18 protein-coding genes are annotated in these 20,176 nt (G+C 71.0%); 7 read left to right on the plus strand and 11 right to left on the minus strand.

From position 1 onward, the window contains the following. Positions 1-41: 41 nt before the first annotated feature. The 3 genes from treZ to glgX are packed head-to-tail and all read right to left on the minus strand — an operon-like array spanning position 42 to position 6,633. On the minus strand, positions 42-1,949 hold the full coding sequence (gene treZ, locus BLQ34_RS07990) for a malto-oligosyltrehalose trehalohydrolase (protein ID WP_091783831.1): 1,908 nt from the start codon (positions 1,947-1,949) through the stop codon (positions 42-44). After that, entirely contained in the window at positions 1,946-4,471 is a 2,526-nt protein-coding gene (gene treY, locus BLQ34_RS07995) for a malto-oligosyltrehalose synthase (protein WP_091789562.1), read from the minus strand. The genes treZ and treY overlap by 4 nt, the downstream gene beginning before the upstream one ends. After that, positions 4,468-6,633, minus strand: coding sequence for a glycogen debranching protein GlgX (glgX, locus tag BLQ34_RS08000; protein WP_091783834.1), 2,166 nt, complete (start codon positions 6,631-6,633; stop codon positions 4,468-4,470). Before glgX ends, treY begins: the two co-directional genes overlap by 4 nt. A gap of 219 nt (positions 6,634-6,852) precedes the next feature. On the opposite strand from glgX, the gene fabG reads away from it, so the two are divergent. The 3 genes from fabG to BLQ34_RS08015 all read left to right on the plus strand — a co-directional run bounded on the left by fabG (position 6,853) and on the right by BLQ34_RS08015 (position 8,693). Continuing rightward, a complete protein-coding gene (gene fabG / locus BLQ34_RS08005; protein ID WP_091783837.1) occupies positions 6,853-7,644 on the plus strand; it encodes a 3-oxoacyl-ACP reductase FabG in 792 nt (263 codons plus the stop codon). A gap of 135 nt (positions 7,645-7,779) precedes the next feature. Beyond that, positions 7,780-8,208, plus strand: a complete 429-nt coding sequence (locus tag BLQ34_RS08010) for an ArsR/SmtB family transcription factor (protein ID WP_091783840.1) — start codon at positions 7,780-7,782, stop codon at positions 8,206-8,208. Beyond that, positions 8,205-8,693 carry an SRPBCC family protein gene (locus tag BLQ34_RS08015; RefSeq protein ID WP_091783843.1) on the plus strand — a complete coding sequence of 163 codons (489 nt, stop codon included), beginning with the start codon at positions 8,205-8,207 and terminating at the stop codon, positions 8,691-8,693. Before BLQ34_RS08010 ends, BLQ34_RS08015 begins: the two co-directional genes overlap by 4 nt. Before the next feature lie 113 nt (positions 8,694-8,806). Here the strand turns inward: BLQ34_RS08015 and BLQ34_RS08020 are convergent, their stop codons facing one another. Genes BLQ34_RS08020 through BLQ34_RS08030 form a run of 3 tightly spaced genes read right to left on the minus strand, consistent with a single transcriptional unit; the run spans position 8,807 to position 11,766 of the window. After that, positions 8,807-9,796, minus strand: coding sequence for an NADPH:quinone oxidoreductase family protein (locus BLQ34_RS08020; RefSeq protein WP_091783846.1), 990 nt, complete (start codon positions 9,794-9,796; stop codon positions 8,807-8,809). Between the two features lie 49 nt (positions 9,797-9,845). Further along, positions 9,846-10,604, minus strand: a complete 759-nt coding sequence (locus BLQ34_RS08025; protein ID WP_091789566.1) for an SDR family oxidoreductase — start codon at positions 10,602-10,604, stop codon at positions 9,846-9,848. Between the two features lie 16 nt (positions 10,605-10,620). After that, on the minus strand, positions 10,621-11,766 hold the full coding sequence (locus tag BLQ34_RS08030) for an acyl-CoA dehydrogenase family protein (protein ID WP_091783848.1): 1,146 nt from the start codon (positions 11,764-11,766) through the stop codon (positions 10,621-10,623). Between the two features lie 114 nt (positions 11,767-11,880). Between BLQ34_RS08030 and BLQ34_RS08035 the strand changes: the two genes are divergently transcribed. Further along, complete coding sequence (locus tag BLQ34_RS08035) at positions 11,881-12,480, plus strand: TetR/AcrR family transcriptional regulator (RefSeq protein ID WP_091789568.1); 600 nt, start codon at positions 11,881-11,883, stop codon at positions 12,478-12,480. Positions 12,481-12,568: 88 nt separating this feature from the next. Here the strand turns inward: BLQ34_RS08035 and BLQ34_RS08040 are convergent, their stop codons facing one another. Together BLQ34_RS08040 and BLQ34_RS08045 are read right to left on the minus strand one after the other, a co-directional pair. Further along, positions 12,569-13,477, minus strand: coding sequence for a hypothetical protein (locus tag BLQ34_RS08040; protein WP_091783851.1), 909 nt, complete (start codon positions 13,475-13,477; stop codon positions 12,569-12,571). Then, positions 13,474-14,373: an ABC transporter ATP-binding protein gene (locus BLQ34_RS08045; protein ID WP_091783854.1), complete on the minus strand. Its 900-nt coding sequence runs from the start codon at positions 14,371-14,373 to the stop codon at positions 13,474-13,476. The genes BLQ34_RS08040 and BLQ34_RS08045 overlap by 4 nt, the downstream gene beginning before the upstream one ends. A gap of 130 nt (positions 14,374-14,503) precedes the next feature. Between BLQ34_RS08045 and BLQ34_RS08050 the strand changes: the two genes are divergently transcribed. Then, positions 14,504-15,700: a sensor histidine kinase gene (locus BLQ34_RS08050; protein ID WP_157692940.1), complete on the plus strand. Its 1,197-nt coding sequence runs from the start codon at positions 14,504-14,506 to the stop codon at positions 15,698-15,700. After that, positions 15,697-16,371 (plus strand): response regulator, encoded by a 675-nt coding sequence (locus BLQ34_RS08055; RefSeq protein ID WP_091789571.1) that lies wholly within the window; start codon positions 15,697-15,699, stop codon positions 16,369-16,371. The genes BLQ34_RS08050 and BLQ34_RS08055 overlap by 4 nt, the downstream gene beginning before the upstream one ends. 31 nt (positions 16,372-16,402) lie before the next feature. On the opposite strand, the gene BLQ34_RS08060 is transcribed toward BLQ34_RS08055, so the two are convergent. Beyond that, positions 16,403-17,329 (minus strand): LLM class F420-dependent oxidoreductase, encoded by a 927-nt coding sequence (locus BLQ34_RS08060; protein ID WP_091783860.1) that lies wholly within the window; start codon positions 17,327-17,329, stop codon positions 16,403-16,405. 108 nt (positions 17,330-17,437) lie between these two features. On the opposite strand from BLQ34_RS08060, the gene BLQ34_RS08065 reads away from it, so the two are divergent. Then, the gene (locus BLQ34_RS08065; protein WP_091783863.1) at positions 17,438-17,740 is read left to right on the plus strand and encodes a hypothetical protein; all 303 of its coding nucleotides are present in this window, start codon (positions 17,438-17,440) and stop codon (positions 17,738-17,740) included. Between the two features lie 59 nt (positions 17,741-17,799). On the opposite strand, the gene ettA is transcribed toward BLQ34_RS08065, so the two are convergent. Next, positions 17,800-19,482 carry an energy-dependent translational throttle protein EttA gene (gene ettA, locus BLQ34_RS08070; protein WP_091783865.1) on the minus strand — a complete coding sequence of 561 codons (1,683 nt, stop codon included), beginning with the start codon at positions 19,480-19,482 and terminating at the stop codon, positions 17,800-17,802. A 43-nt stretch (positions 19,483-19,525) separates the two neighbouring features. Further along, positions 19,526-20,125: a single-stranded DNA-binding protein gene (locus BLQ34_RS08075; RefSeq protein WP_157692941.1), complete on the minus strand. Its 600-nt coding sequence runs from the start codon at positions 20,123-20,125 to the stop codon at positions 19,526-19,528. Positions 20,126-20,176 lie beyond the last annotated feature (51 nt).

Consider the following 20,176-nt stretch of genomic DNA (forward strand, 5'->3'; position numbering starts at 1 on the left):
GGGCCACGGACGGTGAGCGGGCACCAGCCCCGCGCGACCGACTACCTCGCCACCGAGTGACCGTTCGCCGGGGTCATCCGCACGACGGCGGCGGTGAACGGCGGGAGGTGCACGCCACGCCCGCGCAGCCGGGTCTGCTCCGGCTCCCACGCGAGCACCACGCTCTCAGGCTCGGCATCCAGCGGCACGGTCCACCGCGAGTGGGCCAGGTTGGCCACGATGCGGTGAGCGCCACGCCGGACGACCAGCCATCCGTCGGCCTCGTCGAAGTCGACGTCGATGGACTCGAGGCTGCCGTTGCCGAGGTCGAACTCCTTGCGGCGCAACGCGATCAGCTCGCGGTACCACCCGAACATCCGCGCGTGCGGCCCTTCGTGGAGCTCGGCCCAGTCGAGCTGGGAGCGCCGGTAGGTCTGCTCGTCCTGGGGATCGGGCACGTCCTCGGCCGCCCAGCCGTGCGCCTCGAACTCGCGCCGGCGTCCCTCGGTCACGGCGCGTTGCATGGCGGGCTCGCCGAAGTCGGTGAAGAACTGGAACGGCGTCGTGGCCGCCCACTCCTCCCCCATGAAGACCATCGGTGTGAACGGTCCGAGCAGGTAGAGGGCGGCTCCGATCGCCTGCCGTCCGGGCGTGACGAGCGAGGAGATCCGGTCGCCCCGGGCCCGGTTGCCGACCTGGTCGTGGGTCTGCAGGTAGGCGAGGAACCGTCGCCCGTCGACACTGTGGCGGTCGACCGGTGCACCCCACTGGGCGCCGCGGAAGGTGGACCACTGCCCGTCGTGCAGGAACGCCTTCGTCAGCGTCTTCGCGAGCACGGCGAGCGGACCGCCGTCGGGCAGCGCCCGGCAGTGTCCGGCGAAGTCGCCGTAGTAGGCCTGCGTCTCGCCGGTGAGGGTGACGTGCAGCGCGTGGTGGATGTCGTCGTCCCACTGCGCATCCATGCCGAGCCCGCCGTCCGCCGTCGGCGTGACCGTGCGGGGGTCGTTGAGGTCGCTCTCGGCGATCAGGTCGAGCGGTCGCCCCAGCCGGGCGCTGAGCGCGGCCACCTCGTCGGCGAGCTGCGCGAGCAGGTGCTGGCGGGAGTCGTCCTTCAGCTCGTGGACGGCGTCGAGGCGCAGCGCGTCGACGTGGAAGTCGGCGAACCAGCGCAACGCGTTGTCGACCATCCAGCGCCGGACGTGCAGGCTGCCCGGGCCATCGAGGTTGAAGCCGCTGCCCCACGGGGTCGGGTGGGTGTCGGAGAAGTACGGGCCGAACCGCGACAGGTAGTTCCCGACCGGGCCGAGGTGGTTGTAGACGACGTCGAGGCAGACCCCGAGCCCCAGCCCGTGGCAGGCGTCGACGAAGCGCTGCAGCGCCGCCGGCCCGTCGTACTCGTCGTCCACGGCCCACGGCCCGACGCCGTCGTACCCCCAGTTCCAGCGGCCCGGCCACGACGCGACCGGCATCAGCTCGACGACGTCGACCCCGAGCTCGACCAGGTGGTGCAGCCGTCGCTGCGCCGCATCGAGCGTGCCCTCGGGCGTGAAGGTGCCGACGTGCAGCTCGTAGACCACCGCGCCGAGGACGCCCTCGCCATGTTGTGGACCGGCCCACGTGGCGTCCCGCCAGGTGTGCTGGGTCGCGTCGAACCACCGGCTCTCACCGTGCACGCCGTGCGGCTGCCACGCCGAGCGCGGGTCGGGGGTGACGTCACCGCCGTCGAGCCGGAAGCCATAGTCCAGGCACGGGTATGCCGTGCTGTCGGCCGGCGCGGCCGGCGCCTCCCAGCGCCACCAGCCGTCGCCCTTGGGCTCCATCGAGCTGCGCTGGGCCGCCTGGTCGTCGAGCGACCACTCGATCTCCACGTGCTCCGCCGAGGGGGCCCACACGGTGATCTCGGGCCCGGGACCGGGCCGGGTCCCGGCGGGCTCCGTCGCGGGCTGGAGGGTCGCGTCGGTCGTCTTCATCGCGGGTCTGCGTTCATGTGGCCCCCAAGGCTGCCATGCCGCACCAGCAGGGCCACCGGAAGGTCGCGCAGCAGGTCGCCCAGTGCGGAGGTCCCGTCGCCGTGACGCCCGACCGGCCGGTCGCGCAGCAGGTCCACCCACTCCCCCTCGGGCAGCGCCAGCGTGGCGCTGCCCCAGCCACCGTCGCGTCGCAGCTGCTCCCCCAGCCGGGTGACGACGGCGACCACCTGCACACCGTCCTCGTCCCCACGACCCACGGCCAGTGCGTGCGGGGTCGAGGCGGGCACGGCGGCATACGTGGCGTGCCGGCCGGTGAACCACTCGGGGTGGTCACGACGCAGCCTGAGCGCTCGCGAGGTGACGAGGAGCTTCTCGGCGGCCAGGTCGTCCGGCGGCTCGCCCGCGTCGAGGCGGGCCAGCCGGTCGCGGCGGTCGGCGTAGTCGACCGGTCGGCGGTTGTCCGGGTCGACGAGGGAGAGGTCGACGAGCTCGGTGCCCTGGTAGACATCGGGCACCCCGGGCAGCACGAGCTGGAGCAGCTTCTGACCGAGGGTGGTCTCGCGGGCTGCCACCGAAGCGCGGTCGACCCAGCGGGCCAACTGCGAGACGAGCGCCGGCTCGGTGGTGAGGGCGGCCACGAACGCGGCCACGTCGCCCTCGTAGGCCTCGTCCGGGTCGACCCAGGTGGTGTGCTGCTTCGCCTCGCGGATCGCCTTGGTGGCGTAGGACTGCAGCCGGTCGGTGTCGATCGGCCAGGCACCGACCGCAGCCTGGAGGAGGAGATACTCGGTGGCGGCATCGAGGTTGACGCCACGGTGGGGTGCCGCCAGCTCGCGGGTCCGGCGGACCCAGTCGGCCCACTCCCCCGGCAGCTCGGCGACGACCGAGAGCCGGGCACGGACGTCCTCGGACCGCTTGGTGTCGTGGGTGCTCAGCGTCGTCATCGTCGTCGGCCAGGTGGCCAGCTGCCGGGTCGCGAAGGCGTGCAGCCCGGCCGGGTCGAGGCCGAGGTGGCCGGGGTCGCCACCGACCTCGTTGAGCCCGGTGAGCCGGGCGTAGCGGTAGAAGGCGGTGTCCTCGATCCCCTTGGCCATCACCGGGCCACAGGTCTGCTGGAACCGCACCATGAACTCGCGGTGCACCGCTTCCGCCGCCTCGTCGAGCTCGTGCAGCGGGGTGCCCTCGGCCAGCAGCGCGACGATCCCGACGGCGTCCTGGTCGGCGTCGGCGGCGATGGCGGCCGCACGGGCCTCGGCGTGGGCGAGCACCTGGAGCTGGTCGTGGTCGGCCGGCTGACCCGGCACGAGGTAGGCGCGGTAGCGGTCCATCGCGACCAGGAGCGCCCCGAGCCCTCGGCGCAGCGACTCCTGGTCCTCATCGGGCACGATCCGTGCGAGCAGGCGCAGCAGCCGGTTGACCTCGGCCGCCTGCACCTGCTCGACGACCTGCTCCTTGGCGCCTCGGACCAGCTCGGCGAGGTCCTGCTCCTGACCGACCAGCTCGGTCAGCAGGTCGGTCAGGGGTCCCTCGGCGGCCGGGTCGACAAAGACCTGCTGGACGCGGAGCAACGTGTCGTAGCCGGTGGTGCCGGCACAGCGCCAGTCGTCGGGCAGCTGCTCCTGCCCCTCGAGGATCTTCTCGGCGACCACCCAGGCGTCACCGGTCGCGTCGGCCAGGCGGGCGAGGTAGCCGCGCGGGTCGGCCAGGCCGTCGGGATGGTCGATCCGGAAGCCGTCGATCGTCCCCGCGTCGAACTCCTCGAGCAGCAGGCGGTGGGTGTGGTGGAAGACGTCCGGGTCCTCGACCCGCACGGCCGCGAGCGTCGTCACGTCGAAGAAGCGGCGGTAGTTGAGGCGGGTGCCGCCCTCACGCCAGTCGCAGAGCCGGTAGTGCTGCGCCGCAACGAGATCCGGGAGGTCGAGGCCCTCCGTCCCCGGCCGCACCGGGAAGACGTGGTCGAAGTAGCGCAGGACGGTCTCGTCGCCGTGTGGTCCCCCACCGCCCTCGACGGCAAGCTCACCCGAGGCCAGTACCGCGTCGAGCGACTGGCCGAGCACGGGCACCAGCACCCGGCCGTCCTCGGCGTCCCAGTCCACGTCGAACCAGTGCGCGTGGTCGGACTCGCGCCCGTCCCGCAGCACGAACCACCAGGGGTGGTTGAGCGACGCGGGGGTCGGCGTGGTCATGTGGTTGGGCACCACGTCGACGACCATCCGCAGCCCGGCGTCCCGCAGCGCGGTCGACAGGGCGTCGAAGCCCTCGGCGCCGCCCGCCTCCTCGTTGAGGAACTCATGGCTGACGACGTCGTAGCCGTGGGTCGACCCCGGCGCCGGAGCCAGCACCGGCGAGAGGTAGGCGTGCGAGACCCCCAGTGCCGCAAGGTAGTCCGCCTGAGCCGCAGCGTCGCTGAACGTGAAGGCGGGCTGCACCTGCAGCCGGTAGGTCGCGGTGGGCACCGCGCGTGCCGACGACGGGCGGTGCGGGGTGGCACCACCCGACAGACCGGGCTGCGGCTCGCTCATCGGCGGGCGACGACGGCCCCCGCGGGAGCACCCGAGGGCACCGGGCGCGGGCACCGGAGCACCACGACGCTGCGCCCCTCCGCCGTCACCTCCGCGTCGGGCTCGTACTCCGTGGCCGGGACCTCCTGGGCCGAGGTGTCGAGCTCGGTCACCCAGCGCTCGCCGTACTCGGCACCCGGCAGGACGAACGGCAGCCGGTCGTCGTGACCGTTGAAGATCACCAGGAAGTGGTCGTCGAGCGTCTGCTGACCGCGGGTGTCCGGCTCGGGGATGGCCTGCCCGTTGAGGAAGACCATCATCGAGCGCGCATAGCCGTTGTCCCAGGACTCCTCGTCCATGTGGCCACCGCTCGGCTCGAACCACGCGATGTCGCCGACCGCGCTCTCGCCACCGTGGTCGGCCGAACCGGCGAAGAACCGGCGGCGTCGGAAGACCGGGTGCTCGCGGCGCAGGGCGACCAGCCGCTGCGTGAAGGCGATGAGGTCGAGCTGGTCCTGGTCGAGGTCCCAGTCGATCCACGAGATCTCGTTGTCCTGGCAGTAGCCGTTGTTGTTGCCGCCCTGGCTGCGGCCGAGCTCGTCGCCGTGCAGGATCATCGGCACACCCTGCGACAGCAACAGCGTCGTGAGGAGGTTGCGCTGCTGCCGGAGCCGCAGGGCGTTGACCTTCTTGTCCTTCGTGGGCCCCTCGACACCGCAGTTCCATGAGCGGTTGTGGCTCTCGCCGTCGTTGCCGTCCTCACCGTTCGCGTCGTTGTGCTTCTCGTTGTAGGACACCAGGTCCCGCAACGTGAAGCCGTCGTGCGCGGTGACGAAGTTGATCGACGCGATGGGCTTGCGGCCGCTGTGCTCGTAGAGGTCGCTGGATCCGGTGATGCGCGAGGCGAACTCGCCCAGGGTCGCGCTCTCACCCCGCCAGAAGTCGCGGACGGTGTCGCGGTACTTGCCGTTCCACTCGGTCCACAGCGGCGGGAAGTTGCCGACCTGGTAGCCGCCGTCGCCGACGTCCCAGGGCTCGGCGATCAGCTTGACCTGGCTGACGACCGGGTCCTGCTGCACCAGGTCGAAGAACGCCGACAGCTTGTCGACCTCGTGGAACTGGCGGGCCAGCGTCGCGGCGAGGTCGAACCGGAACCCGTCGACGTGCATCTCGGTGACCCAGTAGCGCAGCGAGTCCATGATCAGCTGGAGCACGTGGGGGTGCCGCATGAGCAGGCTGTTCCCGGTGCCGGTGGTGTCGTAGTAGTGCGCCTTGTCGTCGTCGACCAGCCGGTAGTAGGCGGCGTTGTCGATCCCGCGGAAGCAGATCGTGGGGCCGAGCTGGTTGCCCTCGGCGGTGTGGTTGTAGACCACGTCGAGGATGACCTCGATGCCGGCCTCGTGGAGCGCCTTGACCATCCCCTTGAACTCGGCCACCTGTTCACCGCGCGTGCCGTATGCCGCGTAGCCGTTGTGTGGCGCGAGGAACCCGATCGTGTTGTAGCCCCAGTAGTTCGACAGGCCCTGGTCGCGCAGGGTGAAGTCGTTGACGAACTGGTGCACCGGCATCAGCTCGATGGCGGTCACGCCGAGCTTGCGCAGGTGCTCGATGGTGACGGGGTGTGCGATCCCGGCGTACGTGCCGCGGATGTCGTCGGGGATGTCGGGGTGGGTCTCGGTGAGACCCTTCACGTGGGCCTCGTAGATCACGCTGTTGTGGTACTCGTGTCGCGGCGCCCGGTCCTGGCCCCAGTCGAAGAACGGGTTGATGACCACGGACAGCATGGTGTGGCCGAGGCTGTCCTCGACGTTGGCCTTGGCCGGGTCGTCGCTCGGGTCGCCGAAGTCGTAGGAGAACAGCGACTGGTCGCCGTCCGGCTGACCGTCGATCGCCTTGGCATAGGGGTCGATCAGGAGCTTGTTGGGGTTGCAGCGGTGGCCCTCGGCCGGGTTGTACGGGCCGTGCACGCGGTAGCCGTAGCGCTGGCCCGGTTGCACCCCCGGCAGGTAGGCGTGCCAGACGAACCCGTCGACCTCGGGCAGCTCGACCCTGGTCTCCTCGCCGGCGTCGTCGATGAGGCAGAGCTCGACCTTCTGAGCGACCTCGGAGAAGAGCGCGAAGTTCACCCCGGTGCCGTCGTAGGTCGCGCCGAGGGGATAGGACTTGCCGGGCCAGATTTCCATGTACTGCCTTCGTCGTAGGTTGCCGGGCCGAGAGCGACAGCGGCGCGGTGAGGACGTCAGCGGCCCCGAGCGGCTCTCATTGTGCCCGACCGCCCCACCCTGCCATGCACCGCGCCCACCGGCGCACTAAGCGCCCGCTTAGTACACTGCCCGGAGCCGGGTGGCAGCACGCCCCCGTCCCCTACCCAGCCAGCCCCACTGCACACCCCAGGAGCCTCGTTGAGCAGCTCGAGCACCCAGAGCACCGACACCACCCACCGCACCCAGCGCGTCGCCGTCGTCACCGGGGCAGCCCGCGGCATCGGTGCCGCCACGGCCCTGCGGCTGGCCCAGGACGGGAACGCCGTGGCCGTCCTCGACCTCGATGAAGCCGCCTGCGCCGGCACGGTCGACGCGATCACCACCGCGGGCGGTCGGGCGATCGCCGTGGGCGTGGACGTGAGCAAGGCCGACCAGGTCGAGGCGGCCGTCGCCCGCGTTGCCGACGAGCTCGGCGCCCCCACGATCCTGGTCAACAACGCCGGCATCATCCGCGACAACCTCCTCTTCAAGATGAGCGAGGACGACTGGGACGCCGTGCTCGGCGTCCACCTCCGTGGCGCCTTCCTGATGAGCCGAGCGGTGCAGGCGCACATGTCGACCGAGAAGTACGGCCGCATCGTCAACCTGTCGTCGTCCTCGGCGCTGGGCAACCGCGGCCAGGCGAACTACTCGGCGGCCAAGGCCGGCATACAGGGCTTCACCAAGACGCTCGCCATCGAGCTGGGCCGGTTCAACGTGACGGCGAACGCGGTCGCCCCCGGGTTCATCCAGACCGACATGACGGCAGCCACGGCCGAGCGGATCGGGGTGTCCTTCGAGGACTTCATCGCCCACTCAGCCAAGCAGATCCCGGTGGGTCGGGTCGGCCAGCCCGAGGACATCGCGGCCACCGTGTCGTTCCTCTGCTCCGAAGAGGCCGGCTTCGTCTCCGGTCAGGTCATCTACGTCGCCGGCGGCCCGCTCGACTGACCCAGCTCCTGCCGTCGCCCGTTCGAGGTGATACCCCACCGGATTCCGGTCGGGTATCACCTCGACCTGCTTGACACCTGGACTCGCCGGGCTCATAGTTTCCGTATCTGTTAATTAAACGATCGGTTAAGAAGCGTGGAGCACGACCAGCTCAGCACCACGTTCGCCGCCCTGGCGGACCCGACCCGACGCGCCATCCTCGAACGGCTCGCCGGCGGGGACGCCACGGTCGGGGAGCTCGCCGAGCCGTTCGCCATGAGCCTGCCGGCCATCTCGAAGCACCTCTCGGTGCTCGAGCGCGCCGGGCTGGTCGCCAAGGACCGGGACGGCCAGCGGCGCAACTGCCGCATCACCGCCACCCCGCTCAAGAGCGCGACGTCGTGGCTCGAGGAGTACCGCCGCCACTGGGAGGCCAACCTCGACAACCTCGACGCCTACCTCAACACCCTTCAACAGCAACGCCTCCAACAACCGCGCACCCCACAACCGCGCACCCAGGGGACCGCACGCCCCACCACCATCCCCGGGCTCGACCCGGGCACCCACGAGGAGAAGCAGTCATGAGCAACGCCGCAGCCCCGACCCGCGCCACCGTCACCCGCGACGGCAACGAGCTGGTCATCACCCGCACCTTCGCCGCCCCCGCCGCTCTCGTCTACGAGGCGATGACCACGCCCGAGCACGTCCGCCAGTGGTGGGGGGCCGGCCACGGCGAGGTCACCACCTGCGAGATCGACCTGCGGGTCGGCGGCCGGTGGCACTTCGCGCAGACCACCCCCGACGGCGGGGAGGTGTCGTTCTCCGGCGAGTACCGCGAGCTCGACCCGCCCGGCCGGATGGTGCACACCGAGGTCTTCGACAACATCCAGAGCCCGGAGTCGGTCATCGAGTCCACCTTCACCGAGGAGGATGGCCGCACCACGCTGACCGCGGTCATCACCTACGACTCCGCCGAGACCGTCGACATGGTGCTCGCCTCGGGCATGGAGGGCGGCATGAACGACTCCTACGACGCCCTCGAGAAGGTCGCCCAGGGCCTCGCAACCTGACCTGTCCCCCGGCGCCGAGGTCACCACCGGCTGTCGGTACCTCGTGCAAAAGGCGAGTTGGCACCGCCCGGAACGGCGCTAACTCGCCTTTTGCATGCGGTAGCGACGCGAGCTCAGCGGGCGCCGAGGACGACCAGCCGCCCGGTGCTCTCCCCGGCCGCGAGCCGAGCGAGGGCCCCGGGCGCGTCGTCGAAGGGCACCCGCTCGGAAACGACCGGGCGCACCAGGCCGGCGTCGGCCCACGCGACGAGCTGCTCGTGCGCGGCCGTCGCGACGGCCCGGTCGCGCTCGAGGTACAGCCCCCAGTGCAGCCCGAGGACCGCGTAGTTCTTGACCAGGGCGTGGTTGAGCGCGGGAGCCGGGATCGTGCCGCTGGTGAACCCGACCACCACGATCCGGCCCTCGAAGGCCACCACCTTGGTCGACGCGTCGTAGGCGTCGCCGCCCACCGGGTCGAACACGACGTCCGCCCCCTGGCGACCCAGCGCGTCCTTGAGGAGGGCGACCAGGTCACCCGCCGACCGGTCGACGACCACGTCGGCTCCGGCGGCCCGCGCCGCGTCGACCTTGGCCGGGCTCCCGACGACGGCCACCACCCGGGCGCCGAGTGCCTTGCCCACCTGGACGGCTGCGGTGCCGACCCCACCGGCCGCTGCGTGCACGAGCAGGGTCTCCCCCGCCTCGAGCGCGGCCCGGCGGACCAGCCCGACGTATGCCGTCTGGTGGCCGATCGTGAGTGCGCTCGCCTCCGCGTCGCCCATCGACGGCGGCGCCGCGAAGGCGCCGCTCGCCGGCATCAGGCACTGCGCGGCCAGCCCACCGTTCGGCACGGCCGCCGTGCCGATGACCCGGTCACCGACCGCGTGCCCGGCGACACCGGGACCGAGCTCGAGCACCTCACCACAGACCTCGACGCCCGGCGTGAACGGCAGGTCGGGGCGCACCTGGTAGTGACCGCGCACCATCAGCACGTCGGGGAAGTTGAGGGCAGTGGCCAGCACCCGCACGCGCAGGTGCCCGGGCTGCACCACTGGTGGCGGCAGCTCGACCTGCTCCAGCACGTCAGCGGCCTCACCCAGCATCGCGACCTGCCAGGTCCTCATGCCGACACCCACCTGCCCACTGCTGAGCTGGCCGGCTGGCGTTGCGCCACTAGAGGTTGCCGCCGAGCGTGACCCCGCCGTCGACCACCAGCGTCTGACCGGTGACCCAGCCCGCATCGGACGACAACAGGAACGACACCGCGCCCGCGATGTCCTCGGGCGCGCCCAGCCGCTTCATCGGGTAGGCGGCGGCGACCTTCTCCTCGCGGCCCTCGTAGAGCGCCTGCGCGAACTGGGTCTTGACGATGGCCGGCGCCACCGCGTTGACGCGGATCGACGGTCCCAGCTGGTACGCCAGCTCGACGGTGAGGTGGATCAGCGCGGCCTTGCTCACGGCATACCAGCCGATCGTGCCGGTGGCCCCGAGTCCGGCGATGGACGCGACGTTCACCACGGCGCCCGGTCGGTCGCCGGCGCCGAGCCCGGCGGCGACCGCCTTCTGGGTCCAGGAGAACGCGGCGAGGACGTTGACGTCCATGATCTTGCGGGCGACGTCGAGCGGCGCGTCGAGGATCGGCCCGTAGACCGGGTTGATCCCGGTGTTGTTGACCAGGTGGTCAAGGCCGCCGAAGGTCTCGTGGGCGACCCGGATCACCTCGTCCTGGTGCGCCTCGTCGGCCGCGTTGCCGGCCACTCCGACCGCCTTGGCCGCGCCACCCAGCTGCTCGACGGCAGCGGCCAGCGCCTCGGGCTTGCGCGCCGTGATGACGACGCGGGCGCCCTCGTCGACGAGCTTCTGGGCGATGCCGAGACCGATGCCCCGGGAGGCACCGGTGACGATCGCGACGGTGCCGTCGTGGAGTCCCATGTCAGCAGCCGCCAACTCAGAGACCCAGGTCCCGGCCGATGAGCTCCTTCATGATCTCGTTCGACCCGGCCCAGATCTTCGAGACCCGGGCGTCGCGCCAGGCACGGGCCACGCGGTACTCGTTCATGAAGCCGTAGCCACCGTGCAGCTGGACGCACTCGTCGAGGACGTCGTTCTGGACCTGAGCCGAGAACCACTTGGCCTTGGCGGCGTCGACGGCGGTGAGCTTGCCCTCGGCGTGCGCCGCGATGCAGTCGTCGACGTAGGCCTGGGTCACCTCGAGCTTGGTCTGCAGCTCGGCCATCTTGAACTTGTTGTGCTGGAACGAGCCGACCGGCTGGCCGAACGCCTTGCGGTCCTTGGTGTACTGCACCGTCTCGCGGAAGATCTGGAACGCGTGCGCGGTGTTCGCGACGGCCGCGCCGACCCGCTCCTGCGGGAGACGCTGCATCATCGCGATGAAGCCCAGACCCTCCTCGCCGAGCCGGTTGGCGTCGGGCACGCGGACGTCCTCGAAGAACAGCTCGGAGGTGTCGGCCTCCTCCTGCCCGACCTTGTCGAGCTTGCGGCCCCGGCTGAAGCCCTCCATGCCGCCCTCGACCATGAAGAGCGTGATGCCCTTGGCGCCCTTGGACGGGTCGGTGCGGGCCGCCACGATGACGAGGTCGGCCTGGTAGCCGTTGGTGATGAAGGTCTTCGAGCCATTGAGGACCCAGTCGTCGCCGTCGCGGACCGCGGTCGTCTTGAGGGCCGCGAGGTCGGACCCGCCAGACGGCTCGGTCATCGCGATCGCACAGATCAGGTCGCCGTTGGCCATGCCGGGCAGCCAGCGCTCCTTCTGCTCCTGGGTGCCGAGGTCGACGATGTAGGGCGGGCAGACATCGGAGTGGATCCCGAAGCAGGACGACACCGCGAAGTTGAAGCCCGCGATCTCCTCGGCGGCGACGGCATTGAACCGGTAGTCCTCGGCGCCGGCGCCCCCGAACTCCTCGGGGATGTCGAGACCGAAGAGGCCCTGCTTGCCGGCCTCCTTCCAGATGTCACGGTCGACCGACTTCACCTCGAGCATCTGCTCGGCACGCGGCTTGAGGGTCCGCTCGACGAACTCGCGGACCGAGCTGCGGAAGGCCTCGTGGTCGGGACCGTAGACATTGCGGGGCATGGCTCTCCTTGACGGCGCTGCTGGACGCGCAGGTGCGGTGACTCGGAACATGACGCTGAAAGGTGGTTAGTAAGCGCTTGCTTAGTGTCCGATGGCTGCGGCATGCTGTCAACCATGTCGACCCCCGCGCGCCCCCTCGAGCCGGTGGCGGACACGGCCCACCGGCTGCTCGAAGCGGCGGCCGAGGCGTTCGCCGACCGCGGCTTCCACGCCACCACGACGCGCGACATCGCCTCCCGGGCCGGGCTCTCCCCCGCCGGCGTCTACGTGCACTTCGCGTCCAAGGAGGAGCTGCTCTACCAGCTCAGCCTCGAAGGCCACGTGGCCGCCCGCGACATGCTGCGATCCGCCGCCGACGGCGCCTCCTCGCCCACCGAGGCACTGCGGGCGATCATGGCCCGGTTCGCCACCTGGCACGCCGAGCACTTCCGCGTCGCCCGGATCGTGCAGTACGAGTTCGCCAACCTGACACCCGAGCACCGCGACGCGGTGCTCGGCCTGCGCAAGCAGATCGACGCCGTGGTGCGCGATGTGGTGACCTCCGGCGTGGCCAGCGGAGAGTTCACGGTCGACGACGTCCCCGACACCACGCTGGCCCTGATGTCGATGGCCGTCGACGTCGCCCGCTGGTACGACCCCGAGATCAAGCGCACCCCCGAGGCGATCGGCGCCGCCTACGCCGACCTCGGCGTCCGCCTCGTCACGGCCCGCTGAGGGACACCCCACGCGACACACGCACGACGCGCGGCTGCCGAGCACCTCGGGAGCCGCGCGTCGTCCTGCGGTATGAGTGGGGACCGGCCTACTTCACCTCGGAGCGGGTCACCCTCCAGAGGCCGATCGCCAGCGGCAGGACCACCCACAGCGCGCTCGCGGTGCCCACCTGCGCCCAGTCCTTCGCGTGCATCGCCGCCCCCTCGAGCAGCGGGGTCGTGGCACTGCCGAGGTCGAGCCACTCACCGGCCGTGCGCATCGGCTTGACCAGGGCGGTGACGAAGGACCAGGCCGTCGGCAGCACCAGGTAGGCGACGATCGCGGCAGGCGTGTTGAGCAGCGAGAGCCCGAAGCCGACGCCCTGCGCGAGGTTGAGCACCAGCACCAGGGCGACGCCGGCGAGCAGCCCCCAGCCGAGGCTCCAGCCGCTGTCGGCGCCCCGGGCCTGCACCGCGACCAGGTTGACCAGCGCGGCCAGCCCGAGAGCGGTCGCGAACGACGCCGCCGCGGCGAGGAGGGCGGCGACCACCTTGGCCGCCACCACCCGGGCCCGACGCGGCTCGATCGCGAACGTCGTCAGACCAGTGCGCTGCGACCACTCCGCCGTGGCGGCCATGATCCCGACGATCGGCACGAGGATCATCAGGGGCATCGAGGTGGCCCCGAAGTATCCCTCGTAGCCGTGCGCTCCCCCCTCGACGAACAAGAGGATGGTGAGGATCGCGGCGATCACGACCCCGATGGTGATGAGCAGCCAGCGCCCGGCGCGGGTGTCGACCATCTTGCGCAGCTCGACCTGGGCCAACCGCGCGAACGGCACACCCGTCGTCGGCCGGGGCCCGCCGATCCTCGGAAGGCGACCCGGGTATGCCGCGTGCCCGCCTCCCTGGCGCACGCCACCGCCGCCGTCGGCCCGCGCCCCGGTCGGGCCGGTGCTGGCCGTGGTGGGGTGGGTCGTGGTGGAGTCAGTCGTGGTGGAGTCGGTCGTGGTGCTCACGCCGCCACCTCCTCACGCGCGTTGCTCGCGGTCAGCTCGAGGAACATCTCCTCGAGACCGCGACCGTCGGCGCCTCGGAGCTCCACCAGGGCGACGCCGTGGCGGGCTGCCGCGGCGCCGACCACGGCGGGCTCGGCCTCTGCGAGCAGGCCACCGCCGGTGGCAGGAGTCGCGGTCACGCCCTCGACCCGCAGCGCCCCCTCCAGCGCCCCGGGGTCGGTGGCGCGGACGACAGTGCCCTTGCCCTGCAACAGCTCCTGCTTGGTGCCGGAGGCGACGACGCGACCGTTGCCGATGACGACGATCTCGTCGGCGACCAGCTCGATCTCGTTGAGCAGGTGGGAGGAGAGCAGCACCGTGCCGCCCTCGTCCGCGTAGCCGCGCAGCAGCGAGCGCATCCAGCGGATGCCGGCCGGGTCGAGCCCGTTGGCGGGTTCGTCGAGGACCAGCACCTCGGGGTCGCCGAGCAGGGCGTGCGCCAGTCCGAGGCGCTGACGCATGCCGAGGGAGTAGTTGCGGACCCGCCGGTGGCTCTCGCGCTCGGTGAGGCCGACGACCTCCAGCATCTCGTCGACGCGACGGCGGTCCACCCCCATCACGATGGCGGACAGGGCCAGCACCTCGCGGCCGGTGCGACCGGCGTGCTGGGCGCTCGCGTCGAGCAGCACCCCGACGTGGCGGCCGGGGTTCGGGAGCGCGGCGTAGGGCCGGCCCAGGACGGTGGCGGTGCCCGAGGTGGCGGGGGTGAGCCCGCAGAGCACGCGCATGGTGGTGGACTTGCCGGCGCCGTTCGGGCCCAGGAAGCCGGTGACGAGCCCCGGCTTGGCCTCGAACGACACCGCGTCGACGGCCGTCATGGGGCCGTACCGCTTGGTCAGGTTGGTGACGTTGATCATGGCTCCAACCCTGCCGGCGCCGGCCGGTCACCCACATCGGTCGGCAGCACTGTCCGGGTCATCCTTTGGTCTCGCCCGTGGCGACCTGGGGATGACGCGCCCGGGCACGTGCGCGGCATACCCTCGACGGGTGCTGCTCCGGAACCCCTCGCCGCTCCCCCGCACCCTGTGGGGCGAGACCTGGCGCCTCCTGCTGGCACTGGCCTTCGGCGGCTTCATCCTCGGGGCGGTCCTCATCGAGTCCCAGCAGCCCGGGGAACCGCCCGTCCCGGAGTCGCTCGCGTTCATCGAGGTGGTCCTGGGGATCGTGGCGCTGGCGCTGCTCCCCCTGCGGCGCCGCTACCCCATGCCGGTGGCTGCCGTGACAGCGGTCCTGAGCGGGTTCTCGGCCCTCGCCACGGGGGCCTCGCTGATCGCCATGATCTCGTTGGCGACGCACCGGCGCTGGCGGCCGGTCGCGTTGGTCGCGGCCCTCTCGATGGCCGCCTCGGCCTCCTACGAGGCGGTCCGACCGACCGGCAACGGCCTGTGGGGCAACGTCCTGAGCCTGGTGATCGGCACGCTGATCGTCGCGCTCACCATCGCGATCGGCTACTACATCGGCACCCGGCGCGACCTCTTCGCGTCGTGGCAGCAACGCGCCGAGACGGCCGAGCGCGAGCAGGCCAGCCGGGTCGCCGAGGCGCGCGCGACCGAGCGCGCGCTGATCGCCCGTGAGATGCACGACGTCCTGGCCCATCGGATCTCCTTGGTGGCCATGCACTCCGGAGCCCTGGCCTACCGCACCGACCTGTCTGCCGACGACACCACCCGGACGGCCGAGGTGATCCGTGACAACGCCCACCTCGCCCTGACCGAGCTGCGCGAGGTGCTGGGCGTGCTGCGCGACCCAGCTGCACCTCGTGACGGGGAGGCGATCGAACCGCCGCAACCCACCCTGGCGTCGGTCGAGGCGCTCATCGCCGACGAGCGCGAGTCTGGCCGGACCGTCAGCGCCGACATCGATGTCGCTGACCTCGACAGCGCGCCGAACGCCCTGTCGCGCAACGCCTTCCGCATCGTCCAGGAGTGCCTGACCAACGCCCGCAAGCACGCTCCCGGCGTGCCGGTGCGGCTAGAGATCCGGGGCGGTCCGGATGCGGGGCTCGAGATCAGGGTCAGCAACCCGGTCCCGGTGGGTGCTGCCCTCCCGACGGGGCTGCCCCGGTCGGGCATGGGCCTGGCTGGCGTGACCGAACGAGCCGTGCTGGCCGGTGGCGAGCTCACCTTCGGCACCGACCGGCGCGGCGAGTTCGTCGTGCGCGCTCGGCTACCGTGGCGGGCATGAGCGAACGCATCCGGGTCGTCCTGGTCGACGACGACCCGCTCGTGCGTGCCGGACTGGGGATGATCCTCGGCGGCGCTCCGGACATCGAGGTGGTCGCCGAGGCTGCCGACGGAGTGGCGGGCGTGACGACTGTCGCGGCCGAGCAGCCCGACGTCGTGCTGATGGACCTGCGGATGCCGCGCCGCGACGGCCTCGAGGCCACCCGCCTCATCGTCGCCGACCAGGCCGGGAGCTCGCGGCTGGAGCCGACCCGCGTCATCGTGCTCACCACGTTCGACACCGACGACATGGTGGTCAACGCCCTGCGCGTCGGGGCGAGCGGCTTCCTCCTCAAGGACACCCCGCCCGAACGCATCGTCGACGCCATCCGCTCCGTCGCGGCGGGCGAGCCCACCCTGTCGCCCACCGTGACGGCTCAGCTGATCGCCTCGCTGACGTCGGCCGACGACGGCCGCGCCACAGCAGCGCGGGCGCAGCTCGCCACCCTCACCGACCGCGAGCGCGAGGTCGCGGTCGCCATCGGCGAGGGCAAGTCGAACGCCGAGATCGCCGCAGCCCTCTACCTGGGCGTCCCGACCGTCAAGACGCACGTCTCACGTCTGCTGACCAAGCTGGGCGCCGAGAACCGCGTGCAGATCGCGATGGTCGTGCACGACGCGGGACGGGACTGACCCGGGTCCGACCAGCACGCCCTCGGTGGGACTACCGTCCGGGCGCTCGCAACGGCTCGACCTGGCGGACCACCTCGGCGACGAGCTCGTAGGCCGCGTCGTCGGTGTCGTTGGCCATCCCGAGGATGACCGTGTCGATGCCGGCCTCGGACAGCCGCCCGAACCGGTCCACCGCCTGGTCGACCGTCTGCACGGGGCCGCGCGGAGTCGACTCGCCGTGACCGTCCTTCGACAGGTTGACCCGGGCCAGGCAGGTCTTCTCGATCTGCGCGTAGTCGCGCCCCACGTCCGCGCAGTGCTGCCTGATGACGTCGAGCTTGCGCGGGATGCCCTCCGGCCCCAGCCCGAGGTCGAACAGGTTGCACGCGTCGGCGTACTGCGCCACCAGCCGCAGCGTCTTCTTCTCGCCACCGCCACCGATCAGGATCGGCGGGTGTGGGCGGCGCAGGCTCTGCGGCACGTTGAGCGGACGCTCGAGCTGGTAGTGCTTGCCGGCATACGGGCTCTCGTCGCCCTCCCACATCTGCAGGCAGATCTGCAGCGTCTCCTCGAGCCGCTCGAACCGCTCGCTCGTGCCCGGGTAGGGGATGCCGAGCCCGCGGTGCTCCTCCTCGTTCCAGGCGGCGCCGATCCCGAGCCATGCGCGGCCGCCGGACAGCACGTCGAGGCTGGTCACCGTCTTGGCGAGGACGCCCGGGTGGCGGTAGGTCACCCCGGTGACCAGCGTGCCGAGCTCGATCGTGCTGGTCTGCCCGGCCGCGAAGGCGAGCGCGGTGTAGCCCTCGACCATGTCGAGCTCCGGCGGCCCGATCACGTGGATCTGGAAGAAGTGGTCCATCACCCAGAGGCTGACCAGACCCGCGTCCTCGGCGTTGCGGGCGATCCGACCGAAGGTCGGGCCGATGGAAGCCGGTGCGTCCGGCCAGGAGAAGTTCGACACCTGTAGACCCATGCGCATGGTTGCATCCTGCACACAAGTTTTCCGGAACGACAAGGCGATGCTCGTCCTGTCCCCTACAGTGGCCGCGCGGCGCCGCAGGGGCGTCCACGCAGAGGGGGTTCCACTGTGTTGTTCTGGGGTTGGGGTGGCAAGAACATCACCCGACAGATCTCGCACCAGCAGGCGGTGCTGCTCACCTACCGCTACCTGCACCTGATGTTCCTGTTCACGACGACCTGGGGGTACAAGTACGCCCTGGCCACGCAGACCGAGCAGGGCTGGGCGACGCGAGCCGTCACCGACCAGGAGGCCCGTCAGCTGCTCGGTGGCGAGGAGCTGCGGCCGAGTCTCTGGAAGCGGTTCAGCATCTTCCTGCTGCTCGGCGCCGTGCTGCTCTTCGTCGTGGTCGGCGCGCTCAGCGGCTCCTAGCCCGAGCCGGCCGGGTCGGGGCCGTCGGCCGGGACCCTCGGCCGGGACCGTCGGCCGGGTCAGTCGCGGGTCAGCTTGCGGTAGGTGACGCGGTGCGGCCGCGCCGCCTCGGCCCCGAGCCGGTCGACCTTGTTGGCCTCGTAGGACTCGAAGTTGCCCTCGAACCAGTACCACTTGGCCGGGTTCTCGTCGTCACCCTCGTAGGCGAGGATGTGGGTCGCCACCCGGTCGAGGAACCACCGGTCGTGGCTGATCACGACGGCACAGCCCGGGAAGTCGAGCAGGGCGTTCTCGAGCGAGCCCAGGGTCTCGACGTCGAGGTCGTTGGTGGGCTCGTCGAGCAGCAGGAGGTTGCCGCCCTCCTTGAGCGTGAGCGCCAGGTTGAGGCGGTTGCGCTCGCCACCGGAGAGGACGCCGGTCTTCTTCTGCTGGTCCGGGCCCTTGAACCCGAACTGCGAGACGTAGGCGCGCGACGGGATCTCGACCTGGCCGACGTTGATGTAGTCGTGGCCGCCCGAGACGGTCTCCCAGAGGTTCTTGGCCGGGTCGAGCCCACCACGGCTCTGGTCGACGTAGGAGATCTTCACGGTCTCGCCGACCTTGACCGAGCCGCTGTCGGCCTCCTCCAGACCGACGATGGTCTTGAACAGGGTCGTCTTGCCGACCCCGTTGGGCCCGATGACCCCGACGATCCCGTTGCGCGGCAAGGTGAACGACAGGTTGTCGATGAGGACGCGGTCGCCGAAGCCCTTCTTGAGGTCCTTGACCTCGATCACCGTCGAGCCGAGTCGCGGACCCGGCGGGATCTGGATCTCCTCGAAGTCGAGCTTGCGGGTGCGGTCGGCCTCGGCCGCCATCTCCTCGTAGCGGGCCAGTCGCGCCTTCGACTTCACCTGCCGGGCCTTGGCGTTGGAGCGGACCCACTCGAGCTCGGAGGCGAGCCGCTTGGCCAGCTTGGCGTCCTTCTTGCCCTGCACCTCCAGACGGGCCTGCTTCTTCTCGAGGTAGGTCGAGTAGTTGCCCTCGTAGGGGTAGGCGCGACCACGGTCGAGCTCGAGGATCCACTGGGCGACGTTGTCCATGAAGTAGCGGTCGTGAGTCACGGCGACGACGGCACCGTGGTAGGCCGCCAGGTGCTGCTCGAGCCAGAGCACCGACTCGGCGTCGAGGTGGTTGGTGGGCTCGTCGAGCAGCAGCAGGTCGGGCTTCTGGAGCAGCAGCTTGCACAGCGCCACCCGGCGACGCTCACCACCGGACAGGACGGTGACGTCGGCGTCCGGCGGGGGGCAGCGCAGGGCGTCCATGGCCTGCTCGAGCTGGGAGTCGAGGTCCCAGGCGTCGGCTGCGTCGATGGCTTCCTGGAGCTTGCCCATCTCCTCCATCAGCGCGTCGAAGTCGGCGTCCGGCTCGGCCATCTCGGCGGAGATGGCGTTGTAGCGGTCGAGCTTGGCCTTGATCTCGCCGGCGCCCTCCTCCACGTTGCCGAGGACGGTCTTCTCCTCGTTGAGCTCGGGCTCCTGCATCAGGATCCCCACCGAGTAGCCGGGCGTCAGCCTGGCCTCGCCGTTGGAGGGCTGGTCGAGCCCGGCCATGATCTTGAGGACCGACGACTTGCCGGCTCCGTTCGGGCCCACGACGCCGATCTTGGCACCGGGGTAGAAGGACAGGGTGACGTCATCGAGGATGACCTTGTCGCCGTGGGCCTTGCGGGCCTTCGACATGACGTAGATGAACTCGGGCATGGGGGCAAGGCTATCCGCCGCCGCCCCCACGCCCGAATCCGCGTCACACCGTCGCCAGCTCCCGGCCCCCGCCTTCGCGGGGCACCTCACCGGTCGGCTCCGCCACCACCTCGTAGTCATCGGTCTCCGGGTCCTGCCCGGTCGGAGGTCGACGCCCCGCGAGGTCACCGGGGTCGTAGGACCCGAAGTCCTCCTGCACGACAGGCGCCTCACCCTCGAGCGCGGCCATCGCCTCCTGCACCCCCTCGTCGGCCATCCGGTCGTGGGTGTCGAGCTGGGCGCGGGACACCCGGGTCAGCGCGGTGGTGCCCCAGCTGAGGTCGTGGCCGACCGTGTAGGCGTCGATCTCGACCGAGGTCGCGTGGCTGTCGTCGGCCCGCAGCCACTGGTTGACCCTGAGCCGGCCGTAGACGACCACGGGCTCCCCCTTCTTCAGGGAGTTCGCGACGTTGGCGCCGAGCGACCGGAACGCGGTGACGTTGTAGAAGCTGGTGCCGCCGTCCTCGTACTCCCGCGTCCTGGTGTTGAGCCGGCGCACCGTCGACGCCAGCCGGAAGGCCGCGAACGGCACCCCGAGCTTGGTCGTCCGCGACTCGGGGTCGGCGACCATCCGGCCGGTCACCGTGATGTAGGACTCGTTCATCTCGCTCACCTCGTCTGTGGGTTGTCCTTGGGCAGGACACCCACAGTGCTG

Source organism: Pedococcus dokdonensis, from assembly GCF_900104525.1.
In the GTDB taxonomy this organism is placed as follows: domain Bacteria; phylum Actinomycetota; class Actinomycetes; order Actinomycetales; family Dermatophilaceae; genus Pedococcus; species Pedococcus dokdonensis.